Raw genomic sequence first — 20,541 nt, 5'->3', positions numbered from 1 at the left:
TGGCCGCGACGAGGATTGACCATTGTCAAAACGCCCGACGGCTTCGCGGCTCCGGTGCATTGCATTATTTATGCAGCCTTTTGGGGCCAGCTACGGACACATTCCGTTCACTTCTTTGTGCCATTCCAGCTCGCCGTGCATGAACTTTGCAAGCCCATCGAAATCAGGATAGACCATTTCGGGGGTAATACCCATGTGTTTCAGAGAAATTCTAAAGAGTCTGAATTTGTCTCTAGGGATGCGCAACTTCATGACCGGCCAGTGCCTCATGAAAGCTTCGAGTTCCACCTCTTCGAGTTTCGATGGAACATCCCGAGGGGTTGCATTCATGAATTTGTATGTATAAGCGATGTGAGATTCGAGTGATTCGACCAATGACAACGGCATTAAGAAACACCCCTGCTGGGCAATCTCTCGTCGGGTTGGATATGCGGTCTCGACCTGCAAGATTCCTTTTAGGCCGCGCTGTTGAATGACCCAATCGGCGAGTTGACTTCCTGTGGCCTGATTCAATTTATTGGCGAAGCTTATGTCTTGACTCTTCAATCCACCCCCATGAGAGATTTGGCCATCCACAATTTCATTCTCGAGTGGCAGACTTGGAGTGAAGAAGACGAAAATAGTTCCGGAATATCGTGACGAGTGCTCTGTTGCGAAGTAAGCAGCTATCATGAGCGACTTAGTGACGTCGAGCAGTCTGGTTGGTGCACCGTAATGCTGCATTAGTGCCAGCCAAGCGGAGGTCTCGTGAGCTTGAGGTACCGTGGTAAGGTGGTGTTGCGCACGACTCTGAAATAGGCGAAGTAAGTATGCTTCAGCCGCCGTTAGATGACCATAAAGACTGTCGAATGCACTCATTCCACTGCGGAAGATGTGCGATGCCACGCCCTCAAATCGTTCGATGTCTTCAGCCTCAAATCTATGCCGCTCGATCGAAGTTGTGAGTTCTTCGTACTGTGCAGATTGCCCCCTGAACAACAGGTCCGGAGTCTCGCCAAAACGATCAAGAAGCTCGACTAGCTCCATTGCAGAGGAGATTTCGATTTCTGGAACATGTTCCATTCAGGCTCTCAAAGGTGTTACTGGGTTTGCTGCATAACTCATTATTAGGGGGAAACTTTCTGCCCAATCACCCGATTTAGTAGGTTAGGTAGAAATATTTGAGTTTAATACACCTAATAAGAGGATTAGATGGACAGCTGTCAGCCTAACATAACGATGAGTAGCTGTAAGGGCAACACCATTCTACTATTGATAGATAGTCTTAAATCATTGTCAAAAAACAGATTCAGCCTGCTGACAAGACTTTAGTGGGACTGTGAGGACACACAACAGCATCAGGTCTTGAGGAAACTGGCACACTCAAATACAGTTCGCCTTTAGTCCCAAAATAATACCAACTGGCACAGGGGGCATTCCAGACACCCTGTCGGTGGCTTGCGTAGGTGCAACCGCTTTAGCGAAACAACACAGAGCAAAACGACCGTCCACAGCGTAGCGATGTGCGGTGTGGTGGGTGGGTTGCGATCGCAAATTCTAGAAGGCCTTGAATCGCTGCGCCCCAGGCAACTATTCAAATCGAATCTAACGACCACAATGCACCAGGTTGCTGCCAGTGACGTTGATTTTAGATTCGGCCCGGACAGCAACTCCAGTACATTGTTTTGTTATGCGGTTCTCAATACCTCAGTATTGCCAGCGGTCTTTGACAGTCTGGGCAACCTTGTCGAACGAGGGCATTAAGCTAGCCTCATTAATGCCCTCGCGATCAAGGAGTTTCAACAACTCGTCAGCCTGAGAAGCGTTGAGAACGATCCGACGCAATACTGGCCCATCCGGTGAATAACTGGGAGCACTCGGCCATGATTCGATCAGTAACTCAAGCGGGTTTCGGTAGCCTTGATAGTCAGAGCTATGAGTGAATAAGCCCTGCTGTGCACTCAAGTACTCGTTCGAGTGTCGAGGAACCTTGTAAACGTCGATCTGTATTTGTTTGTTTTCGGGAAGCTCATGGAAGAACTGAAAGTTTAATCGATTCGTATTTACGGCCCACACGCAGATATTGTCGGGTAAGTAATCGACGCGGAACCCCCGACCAACTGCAAAGTATGCAGCAAAGTACGGGTTGAAAGTCCAGTCGATGAGCGAAGTTGGGATGCCATGGTGCTGTGCAAGCGGACCGACCTTTTGGACAATTCCGTTATCTTGCATGCCAATTGAATATCCACCGTTTATTGCTAATAGTGGGCTCACACTGTGGTGCAAGACTTCAGCCGGAATGTTTGCGCCAAGACTCTCTGCAAGGTTTGCGAACTGAAAGATCGCTTCGATTTCAGCCAAGTTTAAAAGCGCCATTTCCCGCTGAGCGCCAGTGCCATAACTGTTAAGGAGCTCCGGGCACTGGCTCGCAATGGCCTTCTTCAGACGAATCAGTGGTGAGTTGTTTCGCCAAGCTGATGGAATGAGCGGCCAATTAGCATCCCAGTGTCCACGAAACACCCAAGGCGTATCAGTGTCGCCGTCTCGCCACCAATATGGATTTGAACGCCGCAGCAACAGCAGAAATGATTCGGCATCGAGTGGTTTACCGTTCAGTTCTGTCACGTGTTCAATGATCATAGATATGGCTTGGCTGCCTTCGCTGCATAACAATTTATTGGAGGGGAACTTTCCATCTAATCACCGGCCTTGGATGATTAGGCAGACTAACCATCCAAGGCTTTATCCTATTGGGGAGTTGCAGTGGTTGCAACCGCACCAACGAAGTATCGCAGCAACCAACGACCGTCCGAAGCATAGCGATGTGCGGTGTAGCTGATTTTGGTGGTGGCTAGGTTGCGATCGCAACCCAGCATACATAAAGTTAAAGCTGGAAGTCACCCCTTAAACTTGTAATACATAGAGTAAGGGAGCATCAAAGCTACGCTTACACCTCTATTATCTAATTGAGTTATGAAAAACGAAAAAACTTGCTTTGTTATCATGCCTTTTGGCGAAAAAGCCGACGCTGACGGGAACATTATCGACTTCGATAAGATTTATCAGTTCATTATTAAAAAGGCTGTCGAATCTCTAGGAATAGAATGTACACGGTGTGATGAAATTTCAGAGTCTGGCTGGATTCATGCCGATATGTTTACGCAAATTTTAGAAGCTGATGTCGCTGTTGTTGACATCACATCGCTAAATGCTAACGTTTTCTATGAACTTGGTGTTAGACACGCACTAGCTAGTTCAGTCACTGTACTAATTCGAAAAAAAGGTACTCATGCACCATTCAACATTCAAGGTCTAAGAATCATCGATTATGACCCTCTAGATATTGCCGATGTGGATAAAGCTAAACATCAAATCGCTAGTTTTATTCAAAATGGCTTACGCTACAAGCTAACTGATAGCCCAATTCAACAGGTTCTGAAAAATCGTATTCACATTCATATTGAACCTGAACCTATTTTGGAAACTAACTCTTATATTTACCCTGTATCTGTCGACCATAGTAAGTCTATTTGTTTAATTACAGGCGATATTCAGGATATTCGATGTGCGGATGTTTGGGTCAATTCTGAAAACTCGAATATGCAAATGGATAGATATTACGACCGGTCTATTTCTAGTATTGTTCGTTATCTAGGCAGTGAAAAAGATGATGCAGGTGGTGTCATTAAAGACACAATTGCTGATGAGCTAGCAGAGAAAATGAAGGGAAGAGAGTCTGTCCCTCCAGCTCACATTTTGATTACTTCCTCTGGAGAGTTATCCGAAACCCACAACGTCAAGAAAATTTTTCATGCGGCCTCAGTAATTGGAAATATCGGACAAGGATATGAGCCTATACGACACCTCAACCGATGTGTTACAAACGCACTAAACAAAATGGAAAAACTAGAAGACGAAAATTTACGATCAATTCTATTTCCATTAATGGGAACAGGAAAAGGAAAAGGTATACTTCGAACCAACGCGACTATTCTACTAGACGCTGCAATATCGTATTTAAGAACTAATCAAAAAAGTAGTATTGAGACGATATACTTTCTAACTTATTCTCAAGAAGAGTTAGAGGCATGTCAGAATATAATTACTCAAAAGTATCAGCTAGATCTTAAAGATTTAGAATCAGTATGAATAAGTCTAATATTTAATCAATCTCCCCAAACATTGATTGATTTTGCATCAAAAATCCTTACTTTACACTTAAACTTGTTTTCAATTTGTGCGATGTGCTTAATGTCATCATCTGAGTAGACACCAATATATACACTCCTGAGCTTTTTAGGTGCTTTTTTGCCGTGCTTAGCAGCTCGATTAATAGCATCGATGATATGTTCATCATAAGGGCCGAAATTAAAGCCAAAGGAAACAAGCGAGCCATCAATAGTGCATAAATTATCATAACAATACGATAGATAATGGTTATGCATTATGTGAGCCAATTTTTCATCACCATTACCAGCTGTCACAAAAATTGGATACTCGCCCTTTTCCATACGGTCACTTATATTTTGCAAGAGGTAGTTCTGTTGGGTATACACCTCTTTAACAACATCGATACCTGTATCAAAGAGTGGTAGCGCCCCATGCACATAGAAAGTGTTCTGATTCTCTCTATACTTTCCCCATCTCAGTTCTGACCATTCTGGGTCTGGTGCATCAGGATTTTCATTCTCTCTTCCAAAACCATCAACATGCTCAACAATATCATTGCGCATGAGAACCCAGTAGAGCAAAAGATCATAATTAGTGGAGAATAACTTACCATTGGTATCTAAGAATATCTTCAAAAATTCTGAGCACGCTTTACTCTTTTCTTCAGGGATAGTGAATACGTGCTCTGGATGAAGAGCTTTCACCGCATCGAGCAATTTTGCCTTAAGTTTAGTGCTTGCAGAATCAATTTTGCTTTTGAGCTCTGAGTTTTTATCAAAAGCTTGAATAAGTGCAGAGAAGCTATCTAATTGTTGCATGATAACTTCGAAATTCTTTGTTTTAATTACATTCAATATCGTCGATAGCTCTTGGTCATTAAGGCTCTCAATAAATTTGTAAAGAGCATTGTACGAAAAAATTTCGTAGTTATACGCCATACTGAATCCATTGCCCAACAGAAGGTGAAATTTCCGTTCTTTTTTGCCTTTATTGTTCTTCTTAATCGATTGCAGTACGTCGTTAAAAGTTTCTAACTTCATTTATCGCTTTTAATACTCCCTCCGTATATGGACGAACTAGATAAAATATGCAACTCCCCACCCCTAAAACGGCACCACCACATCCCGCACCGCAATAAACCGCAGCGCCAGATCCGGCCACCGCGCCACCAGCAAACGCTGCTCATCCACCGTCAGCATCTCATACCGCTGCTCAGGCTGCTGACGATGGCCAACGAGGTCGCCTGGGCGTGGCACCGAATGACGAAATTGAGTCGCAATTTCCTATGCCGCAGTCAGACCTGATCCTGGGCAGCATGACTGAATAACTCTGACAGACCACTTATTTCAAAGCAAACGACGATGCCAATTAATCCGTATGAACCAGAACTCGCGAAGCGGAGAACGATCCTGACCATTGCAGATCGTCAGCTAAAGCAAACAACGTCGGTCTTCTCAAATATGACCAAAGATAATTCACAGGACAAATTAAATGCGGTACTGATTGCACTCAAGGATTATCAGGATGCCGCCAAAGGCTTAGCGGAGTGGGTCCAGCAAAAACACACTAAGCAATAACACCTCATCTAGCCGTGTCACCCCATAGACGTATCTCACTACTCGGGAGCGACAGCAGTGACAAATAACAAGTTAACGTTTGTATCACCCAAGAGATATCTCAGCACCACCGGAATATGCTGTACACATGAGTTGAAAAGCTCATAGCCACAACAAAAGGAGGTCTAACGATAGATAGCTTGATAGAATCGTTCGACGTTTCAAAAACAGTGCCCAAACACATCACTGATATTTCTTCTTAATTGCACTAGAGAGCCCTGTTTATAGTAGGTTCGCCTGATATACAACAACTCTTAAAAGTCTTGTTTACCTTAGAAGAGTTCCTCGGTTGATTGTTCTGGGTGCTGTTGTGTTTTAAAGCTTGCCTAGACCATGAGCCCAACGCTACAACGTACGAGGCCACAGCAAAAAACAGGCTTTGAATCATCTAGTCAATATTCCATCAGCTCACGTCACAGTGATCACAGGCACGATCACAAAAAACGGTGTGGAATACCCCTGAAATCGCCTGATTTCTCATGCAACAGAGAAATCATTGCCTCTCCTATCTCTCAAATCCACTTAAAGCACAGCAAACCCCTGACCGTTTTTCATCAGGGGATTTTTTTCTTTATCTCCTCCACGGGCCGAGGCTTTGGATGCTGGCTTAAGGATGGGTTGCGATCGCACCCATCCTTAAGGGTTAACCAGAGTAGGCTGTATCCATGAGAGCTTGCGGTCTTTGCCACCTTCACCCACAGGCGTTCGTCGCCAATGTCCACGCCGCCAATGGGTGGTCGGGCTTGTGTGGATAACTGAGCTAGCCAGGTTTGTAGTAATTGTCTTCACCCTAAAGTTTTCGGCACCAATCCACCGAGGATTAAGCATTCTTTCTTTTTTAGTCGGCTTCCGTTTACTGGTAGCTATAACTGTGGCCGAAGAAGCTGGGATATCTATCCAATCAGGCTTTAGCTGAAGTAACAATAGTGACTGATAGACAAGACGGGTGATCCGGTTACTCCACTCATGTTCCTTGTCAGTTATCACATTGGTAGCTTCTAGCCATTCAGTTGAGTCCGTCTCAGTATCGATCCAATTCCCCAGTAGAACACTGTTTTTGGCATAGGCACCCCCTGTCGGCAATGGCATGGTCCACATCAGCAAGTCCTTGGTAGCCACACTTGGGCTAACTGTCTCATCACCCACAGGGAACCGTCCTACATGCTCATTGGCCATAAGGTGTTGAACTAGAACATATCTGGGGTGAAAGCCATCCGGGTCCTGGGACCAGGGCACATCTGGCAACATCAACACACCCACAGGCAACACTTGCTCTAACGCGGGCAGCTGTGCCGGTAGATCGCTATTCCAAAGCGCCTCAGCAAGGGCAGGCCTGAGCCAGTAAACGGGGGCTTGCAGACTGCAAAAGCGAGCTGTTATGGAAACCAGCGTCTTAGCGGTGTGGTCGATGGAGTCAACGCCAATAGCAGCCACGTTATTGATCACCGCCGCCAGCTCACCCGCGCATTGCTCCCAAGGGATAAATCCATGGGGGTTACGGAACCGTCGCCTAAGCAATCCTTTGTAGACTTCAGTTTTTTTACTTCGCTGAACGATCTCCCGCCAGCGTTCTTGTAGTTTGTCTAACTCAGCGTCAGTGTAGGGTGTGGTCATGGCTGAAGTGATTGAGAGGCACGAGGATTGCCCTTACATCAGACTAAAAGCCTGATTTTACCGTTTCAACGATCATCACAGTGTCGTCACTGTAACCACCTGTGATCCCCATCACCAAAATTCCTCAGCCAATCTCAGAAACCCCTTAAGCAACCCTCAGTTACCGGTCAGATGACGTTCAGGTAGCCCCGGCATTCTTGTAATCAATGAAGCAAACAAACACTTCACTGATTCACCAAGGAGCTTTAACCATGAAACGCACACTTCTTTCCGCTTTAACCGTTCTCGTTGCTTCCACTGCTATCGCCCCCATCGCATCTGCTGCCGAGCCCGCTAGCTTCAATATCCAGTCCGCTCGCCTAGAAGAACTCGACAGCCGCAGTAAGAACACTGTCCACAAACTACGCCTTGAGCACCTCAACAATCAGACCAAGGCCATCGAAGATATCCAAGCCGCTCGGCTAGACGCACTTGACGCTCGCACTAAAGCTATCGACAACATTCAAGAAGCCCGCTTAGACGCCCTAGACGCTCGTACCAAAGCCGTTGAAAACATCCAAGAGACTCGCCTAGATGCCCTAGACGCTCGCACTAAGAACAGCGTTCACAAGCTACGTCTTGAGCACCTCAATAACCAAACTAAAGCCGTTGAGGATATTCAAGCCGCTCGTTTGGACGCATTGGATGCTCGTACTAAAGCCGTCGATAACATCCAGGAAGCTCGCCTCGATGCGCTGGATGCTCGTACTAAGTCCGTAGTCCGCTGAAAGAGCGGGTCCGCTAACAGCGGGGCGTAGTCAGGCTAACCAAGTTTGGGTGCCGAGTGCGTCTCCGTACATCCGTGAAGCTTCATTACCTTTCATGAGGCACCCTTCTCTCTTCTGATTCTCTCTACACACACACTTCAAGCCTCTGCCAATACGGTGGGGGCTTTTTTTAGGACAAAGCACGCACAATTGTATAAAAGAGAATAGTCAATACTCTTTCTAGCCAAGTGCAGCCCCAACGTCCACAACTTTCAGTAACTGCGAGGATTAGTAAATAGTGCATTGGCTTTGCCCAAGTCAATATCCTTTACTACAGCTCAAAGTCTTGGTATCAGAAGTATTCTCGGATTGTAAGAGCCTTGCGTACTCTTATCCTCAAAAAAGGGGGTCGCAGCCCCCACGCCACTAGCAAGCCGACGGCGGATGAACCACCACCCGAACACGCCCACCCCGCTGGCCGCCAGACAACCGAATGGAACCCTGGGGCACCGTGACCGGAACCGAAACCATAAAGCGACCTGGCCCACCAGTAGGAACCGACCGGACCAAAACCGAGTAACCAACGACCGCCGCCCAGCGCTGAGCGAAAAAGCTAGGCAAAAAGCCAAACCAGCACTCGGCCACGTAGCCCGTAAAGGACCGCTCAGACTCGCGCCAGCAGCACTCGACTGCGCCAAACTCAGCGGCTAAACCAGACACAAACTCAAACGGAACAGAACGCATAGACCAAACCAACGCAACGCGCCCTATTCACCCAATGACAAGCCGTTGGTTATTTGGGATAACCCAGTGTCAAGCGGACTTGTAGCCGGAGTTTAAGCGCTGTTGCGATGCGGCAGACGCTGGATAACGGAGGCTGCAAGCTTGGCTTGACGCGCTGCTTGGACGGGTAAACTTGAGCGGCTGTGGTGGTGGTAATTCTGTTGGCAATGCGCAGGCCTACAGACAATGCACCTACAACGTTGTAACGAGAGTGCAACCCAGTTCAAAGGCCCATGCTACAATCACTGCGCATTAGGGCGCAGCCGCCCAGCAAAAAGCCCCAGCGAATGCCAGGGCCAAGTTAGTACTATTCATCAAGCCTAAAGCATTCCCTTCAAGGATGTGGCTAAGCAGATGGCTGCGTGGCGGAGTTGCGATCGCAATCGTTACTGCAGGCAGGAAAGCTCTCATTGGAACTAATCTCTACCATGGAAACCGCTTTCTAGTTTTCCTAGATTCTTCCTTAACAACAGCATTAATCCGTTCATTCACTTCATCTTGAGACTCTCCGCCGATAGTCCCTTCCATACGCTCTAGTTCATAAGCTGCAAACGTTTCATTCGCCATGTAAGCCTGTTGAACTTCATGGGGTAGAGTGTCACGCTTAAAGCGTTTTCCCCCAGTTTCCTGATAAAGCTGACGGACAGTGCAATCAAATAGCTCAGCAGTTTCTGTAATCACTGCCTGCTTGTGACATTCACCGTCACCACCATTTGCCTTGATAGAGTCTGTAAACCGTCTGAAAACGGTAACTCCATCAGCTCGCTTACGCTGCGGCGCTAATTCCTGCGAGGTCCCTAATAGGTCTAGCTGAGAATCCGATGGCTCGATCCGATCCTTCTCGTTCTTCCAGTAATCTAAAAAACCCATCTGCTTGTTCTCTCTCTTGATGGCTGAAATCCTTACTGAATAAGTCCTCTAGACCTGTTTTGATGGCTTCTAAAGCCTCGGGATACATCAGGAATTCATCAAAGATTTGGTGACGGTATTCGTAATCCCAACGCTCAGGTCGAAAGGCAAAGGTGTTAGTGAGCAACATCCAAGAGTCTAAGCAGCTCTCAATGGCGAACATAGCCTCAAATCTGCACAATGCTGCTACCCAGGTCTTTTTGAACCTGCGATCACCAAAAGCTTTAACTTCCTGCTCGAATTGCCCAGGCTGAACAGCAAAGCCTGTGTGCAAAATATCCCAGGTCCGTCTAACTCGCTTTTTAACCTCTGGTAGCTTCATCATGCTTGATGCAGTGGTGTTACTCACTAGGTTACTCCTTCTTAATCCCCAGAATCACTAAATTTAATGCCGGTCGCTGTTCTGCCTGAATACTGAACTGCCACCCATCGACCATTGGGCAATCCGTAGTAGTCAGACGTACTATCCCGATAGGCTGGAAAGCCAAACCGATCAGAGATGGCCTCATAGGACTGAGGGAACTGAAGATACAGCAGCGCTTTGATGTCGGATTCGCTCAGTTCACCGTCCACACCGTAAGGTTGAATCCCAGCGGGTGGTACGACGGAGGGTTCCACAGCTTCAACGACTGGAGGCTGGAGAATCAGATTTAACTCCTCTGGGCAGCTGGTAGTTGCGATCGCAATCCACAACAGCCCCACAATATTCCGTGTCATTGACCACCTCCCATGCGCCGCTGCTTCAGGGAGTTAATGGTCTGCAATTCTGCCTGTAGCTCTGCCTGATAGAGCATCACCGCTCGCTGCTGCCCCCGCGTAACGGCAGCTTTTAAGTCGGCTTCAGATAGATTGGTTTCCGCAGTATTGGCCTGGTCAATTAATGCCTCAAGACTCTGCAGCTGCTGAGCAACGGATAGCTCTAGCTCATTGGTCTGGGATTCACGCAGGGCCAACACGTTGCCGACTTCCTCGGGCATTAGCTCGCCTTCGATGACGCCTGCGCTTTCCCATTCATGGGCGTAGCGGGCTTTAGTGTCGATAACCCATTGGTTGCGATCGCAAATTTTCACCACAGCAAACTCACCGAAGAGAGTCCGAGCCAGCTCAGAATATCCCCGCCCATCCTTTAGTAATTCAGCCGGAGCCACCTGACGAATCCAGTCAAACCAACGAGTTCGCACAGTGGACTCCGCTACATTGTGCGATTGTGCGATTTCCTGTGCGGTGTAGTGTGCAGACGTGTGCGACTGGATGTCCGCAACGGTGCGCGGATTTGTGCTATTCATAAGTTGAATCCTATGACTACAAGGGTTTGAGAGTGTGAGCCAGATGCACGCCTACTGTGCTTGACCGTGCGAATAGGTGTGCGGCTCACGCACAAATATCTTATAGCAGAACTCCAGACACCTCACAAGACAATTTCTGAAACATTTATATATAAAGCACTATAAAGCCAGACAACAAAAAGGACATCTCGTTTCATTGCCCTAGTCGATAAACTATCCCTGTTGCATTGGTTGGATGATGAGTGAACTTGATGGGCTACCGGTTGCATCCTTGATGGAGCGGTATGGAGTAAATCGGTCTCAAATTTATGTAAGGCTGGATGCTATCAAGAAAATCGATCCATCCTTGGTTCCTGTCAGACGTGGGCGCAGATCATTTGTCAGTAGCGAGCTCTTAGGGCATCTAGATAGCATTGCAGCTCTACTACAGCAGGGACTCACAACCGAAGAAGCCGCTGAAACAGCATTAGGAGCAAGCTCAAAATCCACCACCCAACCAGATGTCTGGCCGGACAGTCTGGCCAGACAGGACAGCTCAGACCTATCTAATCGCGATCTAATTGGATTACTGCTAGCAAATCTACAGCAGCCAGTGGTGCCCAAAGATCGGCTAGCAATGTTTAGGGATCTTCAGGCAATTGCTGATCATGATTGGCGGCCAAGCACTAGTCAGCTATGCGAAATATTGGAGCTATCTAGCATTACTGGCAATGAATTCGAACGTTATGGATTCCGATTCATTCGAAAGGGCAAAAATGGGACGGAATCAGCCTGGAAAGTGGAAAAGGTTTAAATTTTGAGATCGCACCAGCGCTAAACAGAAAAACTGATAACGACTGAAAGGCTACAAACCCCTAGGAATATGATGCCTAGCTCCTTTGCTGCAGCAATGCAGTAATCACTTACTTAAGTATCTTTTTTTGTTTGCATTAAGCCTGAAGTGCATCGCTCAATGCCGCCTAAATAACGCTTCAATTACAACCCACTGAATCAGCTGAGCAAGCCACACAAAAAACTACCCCCAGCTGCAGGATAACTTCTCTGTCCTCATCACCTCAAATATTCAAAACCGCCTAGACATATACGCTAGGCGGCTAAGGTTTGGCGACCACCTGTAATATACCGCCGATTTGCAGATCACCACTTTAAGTACTTACTGCATTAATGCAGTAAGTACTTAATCACTTAATTGAGGAAGTACAGCGTCAAGTATTGCTCTTACAATATCTACCTTACGCTTGCCGCTGGTCGCCGCCGCCATAGTTAGGCGTCGATGTAATGACTCCGGTAGATCAGCCGTAAATCTGATATTGCGTTCCGGTGCATCAGTCGGCGCTAGGATATCAGCCAGAATTTCTGAATTAGATTGAGCCTGAGGTTTTGACTCAGGAGTATCCGTTGACTCAACTTTAAGTGCTTTAGATTTTTCCTTCTTAACTGGGGGCTTACTTTGCGCTGCTGCAAACACATCATCCAAGTTCATCACTCAGTTCCTCCCAGATAGCTTTCCAATCATTTTGAGCAGGACCTTTCACTGTGTGACCATTACTCGCCGCATGGATATACGCCTTATACCGACGAACTGCTCGCTGAAATATTGGGTATCCATGGCGCTCCAATGCTGCCTTAGCTTCAGCCCCATCTTTTTGCGGTGGTGGCGGGACCAAAGTGATCAGGCATTTATAGTTAGTACCTTCGGGTAGGCTCCCAGCCATTTGAATCAATGCAGAAATTGAGAGCGGATCGGGAGTCGTCGGTAGGATTAAGAGATCCGTACCGTTGGCGATACTTTCCACCTCATCGGATGACGGGCGAGCTGGGGTATCGATCACGGTATGGGTATAGTTGCCTTTCATTAGCCGCTTTGGGGCCTCGGCTTCCAAACAAACGTCAAACGGCAGCAGTCCTTTTCTGGCCCATAGGGAAGCTGACTTATTTGGGTCTGAGTCGATCAGAAGCGTGGGGGCTTTCGCTTGAAGCAGCGCCGCAAAGTGAATAGCGCTGGTGGTTTTGCCCACGCCTCCTTTGAACTGGCAGAGGGTGACAATCATTACTTGATGCAGTAAGGCAGTATTACAGTAATACTTTTAACACGTTGCGATGAAGAGTCAAGGATCTGGGCAATACATTGGGTGAAGCGGTTGCGATCTCAACGCAGCAAACGTAAGTTTAAGCATTTCAAGCCCTATGAGCATTTCTACCAGATTGCTCAGCCATATAACTTGTCACAGATTTTTTGGGTCATTCCACATACCTATAGAAGCATCAAATATTTTTGATTTGATGTAGTGGGCAACGATTAAATGACTAAATATTTTTCCAGCTTGCTCTTGAAAATATCGAGAGCAAAATAGGCATTTCTCTTTATCCTTTCAGTCGCAATCTAGAAAATGGTTAATACAATTTCAACAACTGATTCAGGATTTACATCCGTTCAAGAATTACCTCCACCGCTCCTTCCAAGTAGTGAACTGCTTCACTATGGAGGTAGTGCTGCAGCCATCATTATTGCCGTTGCATTTTTACTAAGAGCTGTAGGTGAAATGATTGAAAAATTGGTGCCAGTTATGCTGCGAGCCCAAACTCCTTATCCAAATCCCAGCAATCCTTCATCCACTGAAATAGATAAATCAAGTTCCACTACGCTCCCTACCAAACAGTAATGTCACATTTTTTTCTATTCAATCCACATAGCTATATGAGTTAGGGGAACTTATGGATGAATGGCCACAAATCCAAGAGCGTTTAGCTCAGCTTGATGACTTTATCAGTGAAGTCATATCGAGCAGAGACAGCTCAAAGCCCCATAACCTTTTACTGCTAATTGACCGATGGTTGAAACAGTTTCACCTGTCCTCGCGCATAGATTGTAGTGAAATCCTCACGGAAACATATTTCCAGGCTCGCAGTGACATTCGTGATAAGGGAGTTCATATAGAAAAATTACCAGCCTGGTTCAAAACTGTTTCCTTTAGAAAGATTCGAGACCTTAGCAAAAAAGCTAAAAACCGTGACCGAGCTACCCAGCGACTCATTCGCAATGATGAGCATTTTACCGAAAACGTTATCCATCTCAATGAGTTTGACCACACAAGTATCGAAGCCTTACTTGAGGCTTCAGCAAAATTAAAAGACGAAGAGTTAAAGATACTGAAATTACGAATTGTTCAAGGACTTTCGTGGAAAGACGTTAAACAGCGTTGGACAACGGATACAGGAAAAGATTTATCAGAAACTGCTTTAAGGAAAAAAGGAGAGCGCGCATTAAAACATCTCCGCAATGAATTCACCGCTAAACACCCCAAAGAATCGCTTCATGTAAAGGGGGTCGTATGACAAGAAAGAATCACGGTAATCATATCAAGCGCCCTATTGGTTCCTACTCAGAGATTTTAAAGGAGTACCGTAGCTTAGCCTTACGACCAGAGCTGACTGAAATAGAAGCCAAACGTCTAGAACATATTTTAGAAGCCGCTTGCTCTGACGATATGCTCAGCCTGCTAATCAATGAGGTTGATGAAGCTCTTTTTGATGCCCAAGAGCCTAGCGAGCATCATAACTACCATGAGATCCAAAATGAAGCTGCCAGAACAGTTGAGTTAATTGGTGGAAAAATCCCTTGTCATAAAAACATTTTTGCTAGTTCGAAGCTGAACCTAGCAGCTTATGAACCCACTCTCAAAGAATACAGTCAGCTTCTACAAGTTTCGACTTTATCTGAAGCTGATGCTACTCACATGGAGCAAATTCTAGAAACTGCCTATGAAGATGAGCTATTAGCCCTGCTGCTGGATACCATTGATGGGCAATTAGAAGGAATGCCAAAGGTTGCCCAAATCAAGCCACCAAAACCTGTTCAAATAGTTGCTCCATCAAGAAAGCATATCGCCCCTCGTCGCAGACGTTCGGCAAAATCAGTAATTGAATCAGTGGTAATTGCCTGCTCTTTATTATTAGCAGCAGCACCCCTTGTGATGAATCTGCAGCCACAAACATCACGACAACAGGAACAGCTTACATCTTCAAATGATTTTTCCGTGGATCAACCATCCGAGCTGAATGTTGAGAACTCGAATATTTCCCTTGGGGAAGAAGTATTAGTTCAAATGGCTCCCGAGAGTGCTTACCAAAATGATCTTCTGCAAGAAGAAATTATCGTTCCTAAAGGTACAGACAACAGCCTAAACCCTGATATAGATGATTTGTTCTCATTCACAATAGAGTTTAAGGCAGAGGCAACGGAACCTAGATCCAGAGAAGTTCTACCTCCTCAAGAAGCAAGTATCGATATCGAAACCGCAATAGACATTCCTGCTTTAGAAACAACAGAGGGGGATACGGAACATGACTTCGTCATACCTTCCTATGATTTGCCTGAAATAGAAAAGATTGAGAATGAAAATAGTGAGGAAGCACCAGATAATGACCTGCCTGAATCAGTACGTCCAGACACTAATCAAGAATCGGGGCCTTCTGATGTGAATCACAATTTGAATGGTTTTCCTGATAAAAATCATAGCCTTGAAATAGCCGATCGACAAAACAACCCTAATCAGATAGAAGGCTCCGAGGAAGAACAAAAGTTACAACAGGGACATAATTTTGAAACACACTTCATTAGCATCGACAGGTTAAATAACCAAGAAACACCTCAAGGTAGTAGCAATGCTACAGTCTCAAACCCAGTTGGCTCAGGCGGTACTATTCGGGTCCTGGGTAATGATAGTGTCATAGCAGATAATTCCCGTGTCAACACATCTGACCGAACGGATGACGGTACTGCCCTAATTGGTGGAACCTTTCAAGGACAAGGGACAGTATCGATTACCGAACCAATTCACATTGATAATGGCTCCATCATTCCGGGTCCTACTACAGGCTCCGGAGATGGCGGTCAGGTTATTGTTTGGGCTGAAAGTTTACCTCATTTTTACGGAGATATTGCAACAAGAGGAGCAACCAGCTCTGGTAATAGTGGATTTGTAGAAATATCTGGGCAAGGTAGCTTAGCTTTTCAAGGGATAGTAGACACAAGTATGAGTAATGGAACAGCTGGAGATTTACTTCTAGATCCAGAAAATATCAGAATTTTTGATACTTCGGAAGGCGATGTCTTATTAAATTCCTCTAGTGATATTCAAGTTGCCTCTATTGATGCAGCAGGAGATAGAAATGGTAGTAGGGGTGATATCACTATAAATGGAGATCAGGTCTTTAATACTACCGGTACAGTATCTGCTACAGCCACCAACAGTATCAGTAGAGAGAACAATTCTATTCAGCCAGTTCAATCATTCCCTGGCTCATATTTCCAGGGAGATATGAGAATTCTTACAACTGATGTTAATAACGATAATACTAATGATGAAGTCGTAAGTAATGATGAAAATATTCATCTTTCAGCAGCGTTTAATATCATCCTCAATGGGGGTAATATTTTTGAAATCTCTCCGGAATTAGAAGAGGTAATAGAGCCAAATAATTTGAGCGCGAATGGAGTATACCTGTTTGGAGAAAAACCACTACCCGATCAACTTCAGACTGCCTATTTTATTTTCGAGATTCAGGATGATGAGTTGATTGGCGCATTTTATGCACCTCATAGCTCCTTTGATTGCGCTGTTGGTCAAGTTCAGAATACACATCTTGCATTAACTATTACCGAAACCTACACCCAGGAAAGCTATAGCTATGAAATTGAACGGAGTACTCAAATTATTTCAGCCAACCAACAATTAAATTCCATTTTTGCTTTTGAGTTGCAGAGTTGGCATCGCATAGATTCTTTTAGTGATAATGATTTAAGAATGCTATCAACATGTCAGACTTACTATGAGTCAGATAATTGATAGCATGTTTCAACATTTTTTAAGAAACTCCAATCAATCCAACACCTCAATCGCTGCAGCTTTTTCAGCATCTGACACATCTAAATAGCGCTGCAACGAAACCATCGACGACCACCCACCCAACTCCTGAATCGCCTTCATCCGTACTCCACCGCGATCTAACCCAGTCGCCCAGGTACGGCGACTACTATGGGTACTAAATCCTTCAAGCCCCAGATAACTGCACACTCGACGTAACGCTTTATCGCAGGCCTGCCGAGTAATGGGCTTATCTTTGTTGCGTCCAGGAAACAGATATCCCTTTGTCGGCAAGTCCACCTCATCCAAAATCACTTTCAACTTTGAATGAATAGGAACCGCCCGAGTGTTTTTAGTTTTGGTAGTGGTCTTTTTGAAGACAATGGTGTTGCCTACTAAACTTTCTGCTCTCAGCTGTCGCGCTTCGCTAATTCGACACCCAGTGTAGTAACAGATTGAGAATACTGCTCTCATATTGGGATTTAATTCAGCTGCTACCTGATCAAATTGATCGTCAGCCCACACCTCTGCTTTGCCGTTGCGATCGCACTTGGGCATAGTTGCTAATTTGAATAAAAGAGCAACTTTAGAATACCGGATTCTTAAGGCGTTGGGCTGAAACGTCGAAAACTCGTGGTTTCTTATTGAGAATAGCCATAGTTAAAAATCAACTGTCACATACGGCTTAGCTCAATGTTCGTAAGCGTTTACACGGTTAACAGCGTTAACGCTTTTCAGCCATAACAAAAATGCCTATGGTCCACACACCATGAGTTAACGCTGTTAACGTCGTTTACAACTATGAGCAAGCCCATCGCCGCCGCCCGCATTCCCCATAGTTGGGACGAGCAGATACGTGCGATCGCAAACGAAACAGGGCGCACTCCCAGCGAAGTAGTCAAAGAAGCCATTGGTCTTTACCTAGAGAAAACAGATCCAAATGGTGTGGCATCGATGGCACGGCGAATTAGCACTTTAGAAAAACAAATTAAAAAGTTAGTGCAATTGGTTTAAAAGTCACCTACCAAGACAATAAGCTCTAGCAGTAACGCCTTTCTACACAAATTCGTAGCTGAATGGTGCCCTAAGCACCAAGTACTTAGGGCACCGACTCATTCTTTAAGCTTCAAGCAATCGCGCCAGCGCTTTTGCAAGCGCAGTAAGCATAAGAATGAGAAGCAGCTCTTCCATACAAGAGTCCTCAACTAGGTTGACAAGTTGCCCTTGATGAAACGATTCAGGCAAGTTGGCCCAGAAGTGTGCCGCAACTAGGTCAAAATTCCGAATAGCAAAATATCTCGGGACGTATATACCATAGCCCGAGAAAAGTCAATATGTCAATAGGCAACTCGAAAGATGCCCCTAGTTGCGGCACATCCATAATGTAAACCAAAAAAGTCATATATGCAACCCCAAAAGTCATAAGACTAATCAGGTATTTTTGAAAAAAGTCATATATGCCAACCAATGCGCTACAAATCATGCTGCGGGAAAATCATAACTTTTCGATTAGCAACTACATAAATAGTAGAAGGCTGTTAGCTTCACTGTTGTAATCAACGTGCAACAATTCGGTACAAGACAAATTAACAAGCGATTCCAGTTGATGTAACAATGGCCTTGATCATCCCTGACACAATCCCATCAAAAGCTAGTCAGGGCGAGAAACTACTATTCAAAATTTTAAGTACACAGCTGCCTGATGATTTCATCGTTTGGCATGAACCACGGGTTAACGGTCTCTATCCCGATTTCATCATTATTGGGCCTGAGTTTGGGTTACTGGTTTTAGAAGTCAAGGGTTGGTATGCCGCCCAAGTGATGCGAGGCAACAACAACTTTTTTGATATTCGTTGGCAGCGTGGCGACGTCGTTAGGACTGAAACATGCCAACACCCGCTAAAGCAAGGCCATGGTTACTTTGGGTCAGTGGCCGACAAGCTGAAAGGCTACCCAATCCTATGTCACCCAGACGGTAACTACCAGGGACGGCTATGTTTTCCCGTGGGCATTGGCGCAGTGATGAGCAACATGACGGAGCCACAGGCCCACAATGACAGCATTTATGTTCTGTTAAAGAAACCAGCCGTTGCCTATCGGGATGAGTTACAGAGCTGGGCTAACCTGCCGAGTGGTGAGCTAATCCAACGACTCAAGGCGATGTTTACGAAGGCCGACTTTACGTTTGCACCTCTCACCTCCGACCAGGTCGGCACCATTAAGGGCATTCTGCATCCTGAAGTAGCGATCAAAGAGGTCCCGGCTAAGCAGACCAGCCTATCGTTTGAACCGGAGCAACCGTTACCAGCCACAGCCACCATTTTGCTTAGCCTCGATGCAGAGCAAGAGAGAATGGCCCGCACTATGAAAGGCGGCCACCGACTCATTTCTGGCGTTGCTGGCTCTGGTAAAACGTTGATTCTGACGGCTCGCGCTAAAGCGTTGGCAAACCGTCTGACGCAGCATCGAATACTCATCCTGTGTTTCAATATTACGTTGGCGGCTCAGTTGCGATCTCAACTCCACAACGACAGCCGCAACCCGCAGTACAAAGAGCGTATAGAGGTTCTGCACTTCCATGGTTGGGCTAGAACGCTACTGGGTCGCCTGCCCAATCCGCACCAGTTCGCAAACGATGAAGACTATAACCAGGTCTTGGGTGAGAAGGTTTTGGCTAAGCTGAGATCGCTCCCCCCTGAGCAGCGCTGGGATTCGGTGTTAGTCGATGAAGCGCATACGTTCTCACAGAGCTGGTTTACGTGTTGCGTAGCAGCGTTGAAAGACCCGATAGATGGTGACTTGCTGATTGTTAGTGATGGTAGTCAGAGCTTGTACAAGAGAAATAAATTTACCTGGAAATCCGTTGGTATTAACGCAATTGGGGGACGTTCGAAGCGCTTAACCCAAAACTATCGCAACACCCAAGAGATTCTGACGGCGGCCTGGGGCGTTTTACAAACTAAGGGGAAAGCCGATGCAGATGCAACGTTCCCGGCTGTAGAACCTAGTGCAGCGATACGTAGCGGCCCTAAACCAACAGTCCATCTTAGTAAATCGAAAGCAGCAGCGGGAGACGCCACTATTGAGAAGATAAAAAGTCTCTTGAACTCGGGCTATTCCCCATCAGATATCGCGATTCTATATCGCTGGAAATCTAAAAAAGAGAATGACGCATTCAACTCACTTTTAAGCCAGCTTCAGAGCCTAAACGTACCTCACTACTGGGTCACTGAGAATCAAGCAACCAAACGTAATTACGATGCTCAGCGTCCTGGCATCAGGATTATTACCACGCTCTCATCGCTGGGATTAGAGTTTAAAGTCGTCCTACTGTTATGGGCCGAGCAGTTCTGGGACTGCCGGAGTAGTGATAGTGATCAAGCCTCATTGGCTCAGCGGCAGCTGTATGTAGCCATGACAAGGGCTCAAGATGAGCTGCATCTGTTTACATCTAATAGAGTTCAGTTTTTAAACTCTCGAAACTTTAATCTTGAAATATCAAAACAGTTCAGCAAAAAATCGAGGCGCTAACGCGCCAAAGAGGGAAAAGAGAGCAAAGAGCAAAAGCGCA

General features: G+C 45.9%; 25 protein-coding genes. 9 read left to right on the top strand and 16 right to left on the bottom strand.

The window, feature by feature from the left end:
* Positions 1-90: 90 nt before the first annotated feature.
* The 3 genes from QGP82_RS22370 to QGP82_RS22360 form a co-directional block, all read right to left on the bottom strand.
* The gene (locus QGP82_RS22370) at positions 91-1,062 is read right to left on the bottom strand and encodes an FRG domain-containing protein (protein WP_499061094.1); all 972 of its coding nucleotides are present in this window, start codon (positions 1,060-1,062) and stop codon (positions 91-93) included.
* Between the two features lie 624 nt (positions 1,063-1,686).
* Complete coding sequence (locus tag QGP82_RS22365; RefSeq protein WP_499061093.1) at positions 1,687-2,619, bottom strand: FRG domain-containing protein; 933 nt, start codon at positions 2,617-2,619, stop codon at positions 1,687-1,689.
* Positions 2,620-2,726: 107 nt separating this feature from the next.
* Positions 2,727-2,855, bottom strand: coding sequence for a hypothetical protein (locus QGP82_RS22360; RefSeq protein WP_499061092.1), 129 nt, complete (start codon positions 2,853-2,855; stop codon positions 2,727-2,729).
* Between the two features lie 97 nt (positions 2,856-2,952).
* Between QGP82_RS22360 and QGP82_RS22355 the strand changes: the two genes are divergently transcribed.
* Positions 2,953-4,128 carry a macro domain-containing protein gene (locus tag QGP82_RS22355; RefSeq protein WP_499061091.1) on the top strand — a complete coding sequence of 392 codons (1,176 nt, stop codon included), beginning with the start codon at positions 2,953-2,955 and terminating at the stop codon, positions 4,126-4,128.
* Between the two features lie 17 nt (positions 4,129-4,145).
* Here the strand turns inward: QGP82_RS22355 and QGP82_RS22350 are convergent, their stop codons facing one another.
* Together QGP82_RS22350 and QGP82_RS22345 are read right to left on the bottom strand one after the other, a co-directional pair.
* Complete coding sequence (locus tag QGP82_RS22350) at positions 4,146-5,189, bottom strand: DUF4917 family protein (protein ID WP_499061090.1); 1,044 nt, start codon at positions 5,187-5,189, stop codon at positions 4,146-4,148.
* A 63-nt stretch (positions 5,190-5,252) separates the two neighbouring features.
* The gene (locus QGP82_RS22345; RefSeq protein ID WP_499061089.1) at positions 5,253-5,405 is read right to left on the bottom strand and encodes a hypothetical protein; all 153 of its coding nucleotides are present in this window, start codon (positions 5,403-5,405) and stop codon (positions 5,253-5,255) included.
* A 105-nt stretch (positions 5,406-5,510) separates the two neighbouring features.
* On the opposite strand from QGP82_RS22345, the gene QGP82_RS22340 reads away from it, so the two are divergent.
* Positions 5,511-5,726: a hypothetical protein gene (locus QGP82_RS22340; protein WP_499061088.1), complete on the top strand. Its 216-nt coding sequence runs from the start codon at positions 5,511-5,513 to the stop codon at positions 5,724-5,726.
* A gap of 675 nt (positions 5,727-6,401) precedes the next feature.
* Here the strand turns inward: QGP82_RS22340 and QGP82_RS22335 are convergent.
* Entirely contained in the window at positions 6,402-7,379 is a 978-nt protein-coding gene (locus QGP82_RS22335; protein ID WP_499061087.1) for an AcrVA2 family anti-CRISPR protein, read from the bottom strand.
* Positions 7,380-7,630: 251 nt separating this feature from the next.
* Between QGP82_RS22335 and QGP82_RS22330 the strand changes: the two genes are divergently transcribed.
* Positions 7,631-8,146, top strand: coding sequence for a hypothetical protein (locus tag QGP82_RS22330; RefSeq protein WP_499061086.1), 516 nt, complete (start codon positions 7,631-7,633; stop codon positions 8,144-8,146).
* A gap of 405 nt (positions 8,147-8,551) precedes the next feature.
* Here the strand turns inward: QGP82_RS22330 and QGP82_RS22325 are convergent, their stop codons facing one another.
* The 7 genes from QGP82_RS22325 to QGP82_RS22295 form a co-directional block, all read right to left on the bottom strand.
* The gene (locus tag QGP82_RS22325) at positions 8,552-8,869 is read right to left on the bottom strand and encodes a hypothetical protein (protein WP_499061085.1); all 318 of its coding nucleotides are present in this window, start codon (positions 8,867-8,869) and stop codon (positions 8,552-8,554) included.
* Between the two features lie 49 nt (positions 8,870-8,918).
* On the bottom strand, positions 8,919-9,125 hold the full coding sequence (locus tag QGP82_RS22320; protein WP_499061084.1) for a hypothetical protein: 207 nt from the start codon (positions 9,123-9,125) through the stop codon (positions 8,919-8,921).
* 35 nt (positions 9,126-9,160) lie between these two features.
* The gene (locus QGP82_RS22315) at positions 9,161-9,319 is read right to left on the bottom strand and encodes a hypothetical protein (RefSeq protein ID WP_499061083.1); all 159 of its coding nucleotides are present in this window, start codon (positions 9,317-9,319) and stop codon (positions 9,161-9,163) included.
* A 12-nt stretch (positions 9,320-9,331) separates the two neighbouring features.
* Positions 9,332-9,589 (bottom strand): hypothetical protein, encoded by a 258-nt coding sequence (locus QGP82_RS22310; RefSeq protein ID WP_499061082.1) that lies wholly within the window; start codon positions 9,587-9,589, stop codon positions 9,332-9,334.
* 85 nt (positions 9,590-9,674) lie between these two features.
* Positions 9,675-10,166: a hypothetical protein gene (locus QGP82_RS22305; RefSeq protein WP_499061081.1), complete on the bottom strand. Its 492-nt coding sequence runs from the start codon at positions 10,164-10,166 to the stop codon at positions 9,675-9,677.
* 14 nt (positions 10,167-10,180) lie between these two features.
* Complete coding sequence (locus tag QGP82_RS22300; protein ID WP_499061079.1) at positions 10,181-10,534, bottom strand: hypothetical protein; 354 nt, start codon at positions 10,532-10,534, stop codon at positions 10,181-10,183.
* Positions 10,531-11,103 carry a hypothetical protein gene (locus tag QGP82_RS22295; RefSeq protein WP_499061078.1) on the bottom strand — a complete coding sequence of 191 codons (573 nt, stop codon included), beginning with the start codon at positions 11,101-11,103 and terminating at the stop codon, positions 10,531-10,533. The genes QGP82_RS22300 and QGP82_RS22295 overlap by 4 nt, the downstream gene beginning before the upstream one ends.
* A 235-nt stretch (positions 11,104-11,338) precedes the next feature.
* Here QGP82_RS22295 and QGP82_RS22290 point away from each other — a divergent pair, with 235 nt between their 5' ends.
* A complete protein-coding gene (locus QGP82_RS22290; RefSeq protein WP_499061077.1) occupies positions 11,339-11,896 on the top strand; it encodes a hypothetical protein in 558 nt (185 codons plus the stop codon).
* A 384-nt stretch (positions 11,897-12,280) separates the two neighbouring features.
* Here the strand turns inward: QGP82_RS22290 and QGP82_RS22285 are convergent, their stop codons facing one another.
* Together QGP82_RS22285 and QGP82_RS22280 are read right to left on the bottom strand one after the other, a co-directional pair.
* Positions 12,281-12,586 carry a hypothetical protein gene (locus tag QGP82_RS22285; RefSeq protein WP_499061076.1) on the bottom strand — a complete coding sequence of 102 codons (306 nt, stop codon included), beginning with the start codon at positions 12,584-12,586 and terminating at the stop codon, positions 12,281-12,283.
* The gene (locus tag QGP82_RS22280; protein WP_163695578.1) at positions 12,573-13,154 is read right to left on the bottom strand and encodes a nucleotide-binding protein; all 582 of its coding nucleotides are present in this window, start codon (positions 13,152-13,154) and stop codon (positions 12,573-12,575) included. The genes QGP82_RS22285 and QGP82_RS22280 overlap by 14 nt, the downstream gene beginning before the upstream one ends.
* Before the next feature lie 339 nt (positions 13,155-13,493).
* On the opposite strand from QGP82_RS22280, the gene QGP82_RS22275 reads away from it, so the two are divergent.
* Genes QGP82_RS22275 through QGP82_RS22265 form a run of 3 tightly spaced genes read left to right on the top strand, consistent with a single transcriptional unit; the run spans position 13,494 to position 16,952 of the window.
* On the top strand, positions 13,494-13,766 hold the full coding sequence (locus QGP82_RS22275; protein WP_499061075.1) for a hypothetical protein: 273 nt from the start codon (positions 13,494-13,496) through the stop codon (positions 13,764-13,766).
* Between the two features lie 52 nt (positions 13,767-13,818).
* Entirely contained in the window at positions 13,819-14,439 is a 621-nt protein-coding gene (locus tag QGP82_RS22270) for an RNA polymerase sigma factor (RefSeq protein ID WP_499061074.1), read from the top strand.
* A complete protein-coding gene (locus QGP82_RS22265) occupies positions 14,436-16,952 on the top strand; it encodes a hypothetical protein (protein WP_499061073.1) in 2,517 nt (838 codons plus the stop codon). Before QGP82_RS22270 ends, QGP82_RS22265 begins: the two co-directional genes overlap by 4 nt.
* 33 nt (positions 16,953-16,985) lie before the next feature.
* On the opposite strand, the gene QGP82_RS22260 is transcribed toward QGP82_RS22265, so the two are convergent.
* Positions 16,986-17,528 (bottom strand): tyrosine-type recombinase/integrase, encoded by a 543-nt coding sequence (locus tag QGP82_RS22260; RefSeq protein WP_499061072.1) that lies wholly within the window; start codon positions 17,526-17,528, stop codon positions 16,986-16,988.
* 243 nt (positions 17,529-17,771) lie between these two features.
* Here QGP82_RS22260 and QGP82_RS22255 point away from each other — a divergent pair, with 243 nt between their 5' ends.
* Entirely contained in the window at positions 17,772-17,984 is a 213-nt protein-coding gene (locus QGP82_RS22255) for a hypothetical protein (protein WP_499061071.1), read from the top strand.
* 600 nt (positions 17,985-18,584) lie between these two features.
* Positions 18,585-20,501, top strand: a complete 1,917-nt coding sequence (locus QGP82_RS22250; protein ID WP_499061070.1) for a 3'-5' exonuclease — start codon at positions 18,585-18,587, stop codon at positions 20,499-20,501.
* Positions 20,502-20,541: the final 40 nt, after the last annotated feature.

This window comes from Leptothoe sp. LEGE 181152, from assembly GCF_032906605.1.
GTDB lineage: Bacteria > Cyanobacteriota > Cyanobacteriia > Phormidesmidales > Phormidesmidaceae > Leptothoe > Leptothoe turfae.
Note: the sequence above shows the minus strand (reverse complement) of the source record. Positions and strands in the feature narration are given on the sequence as shown.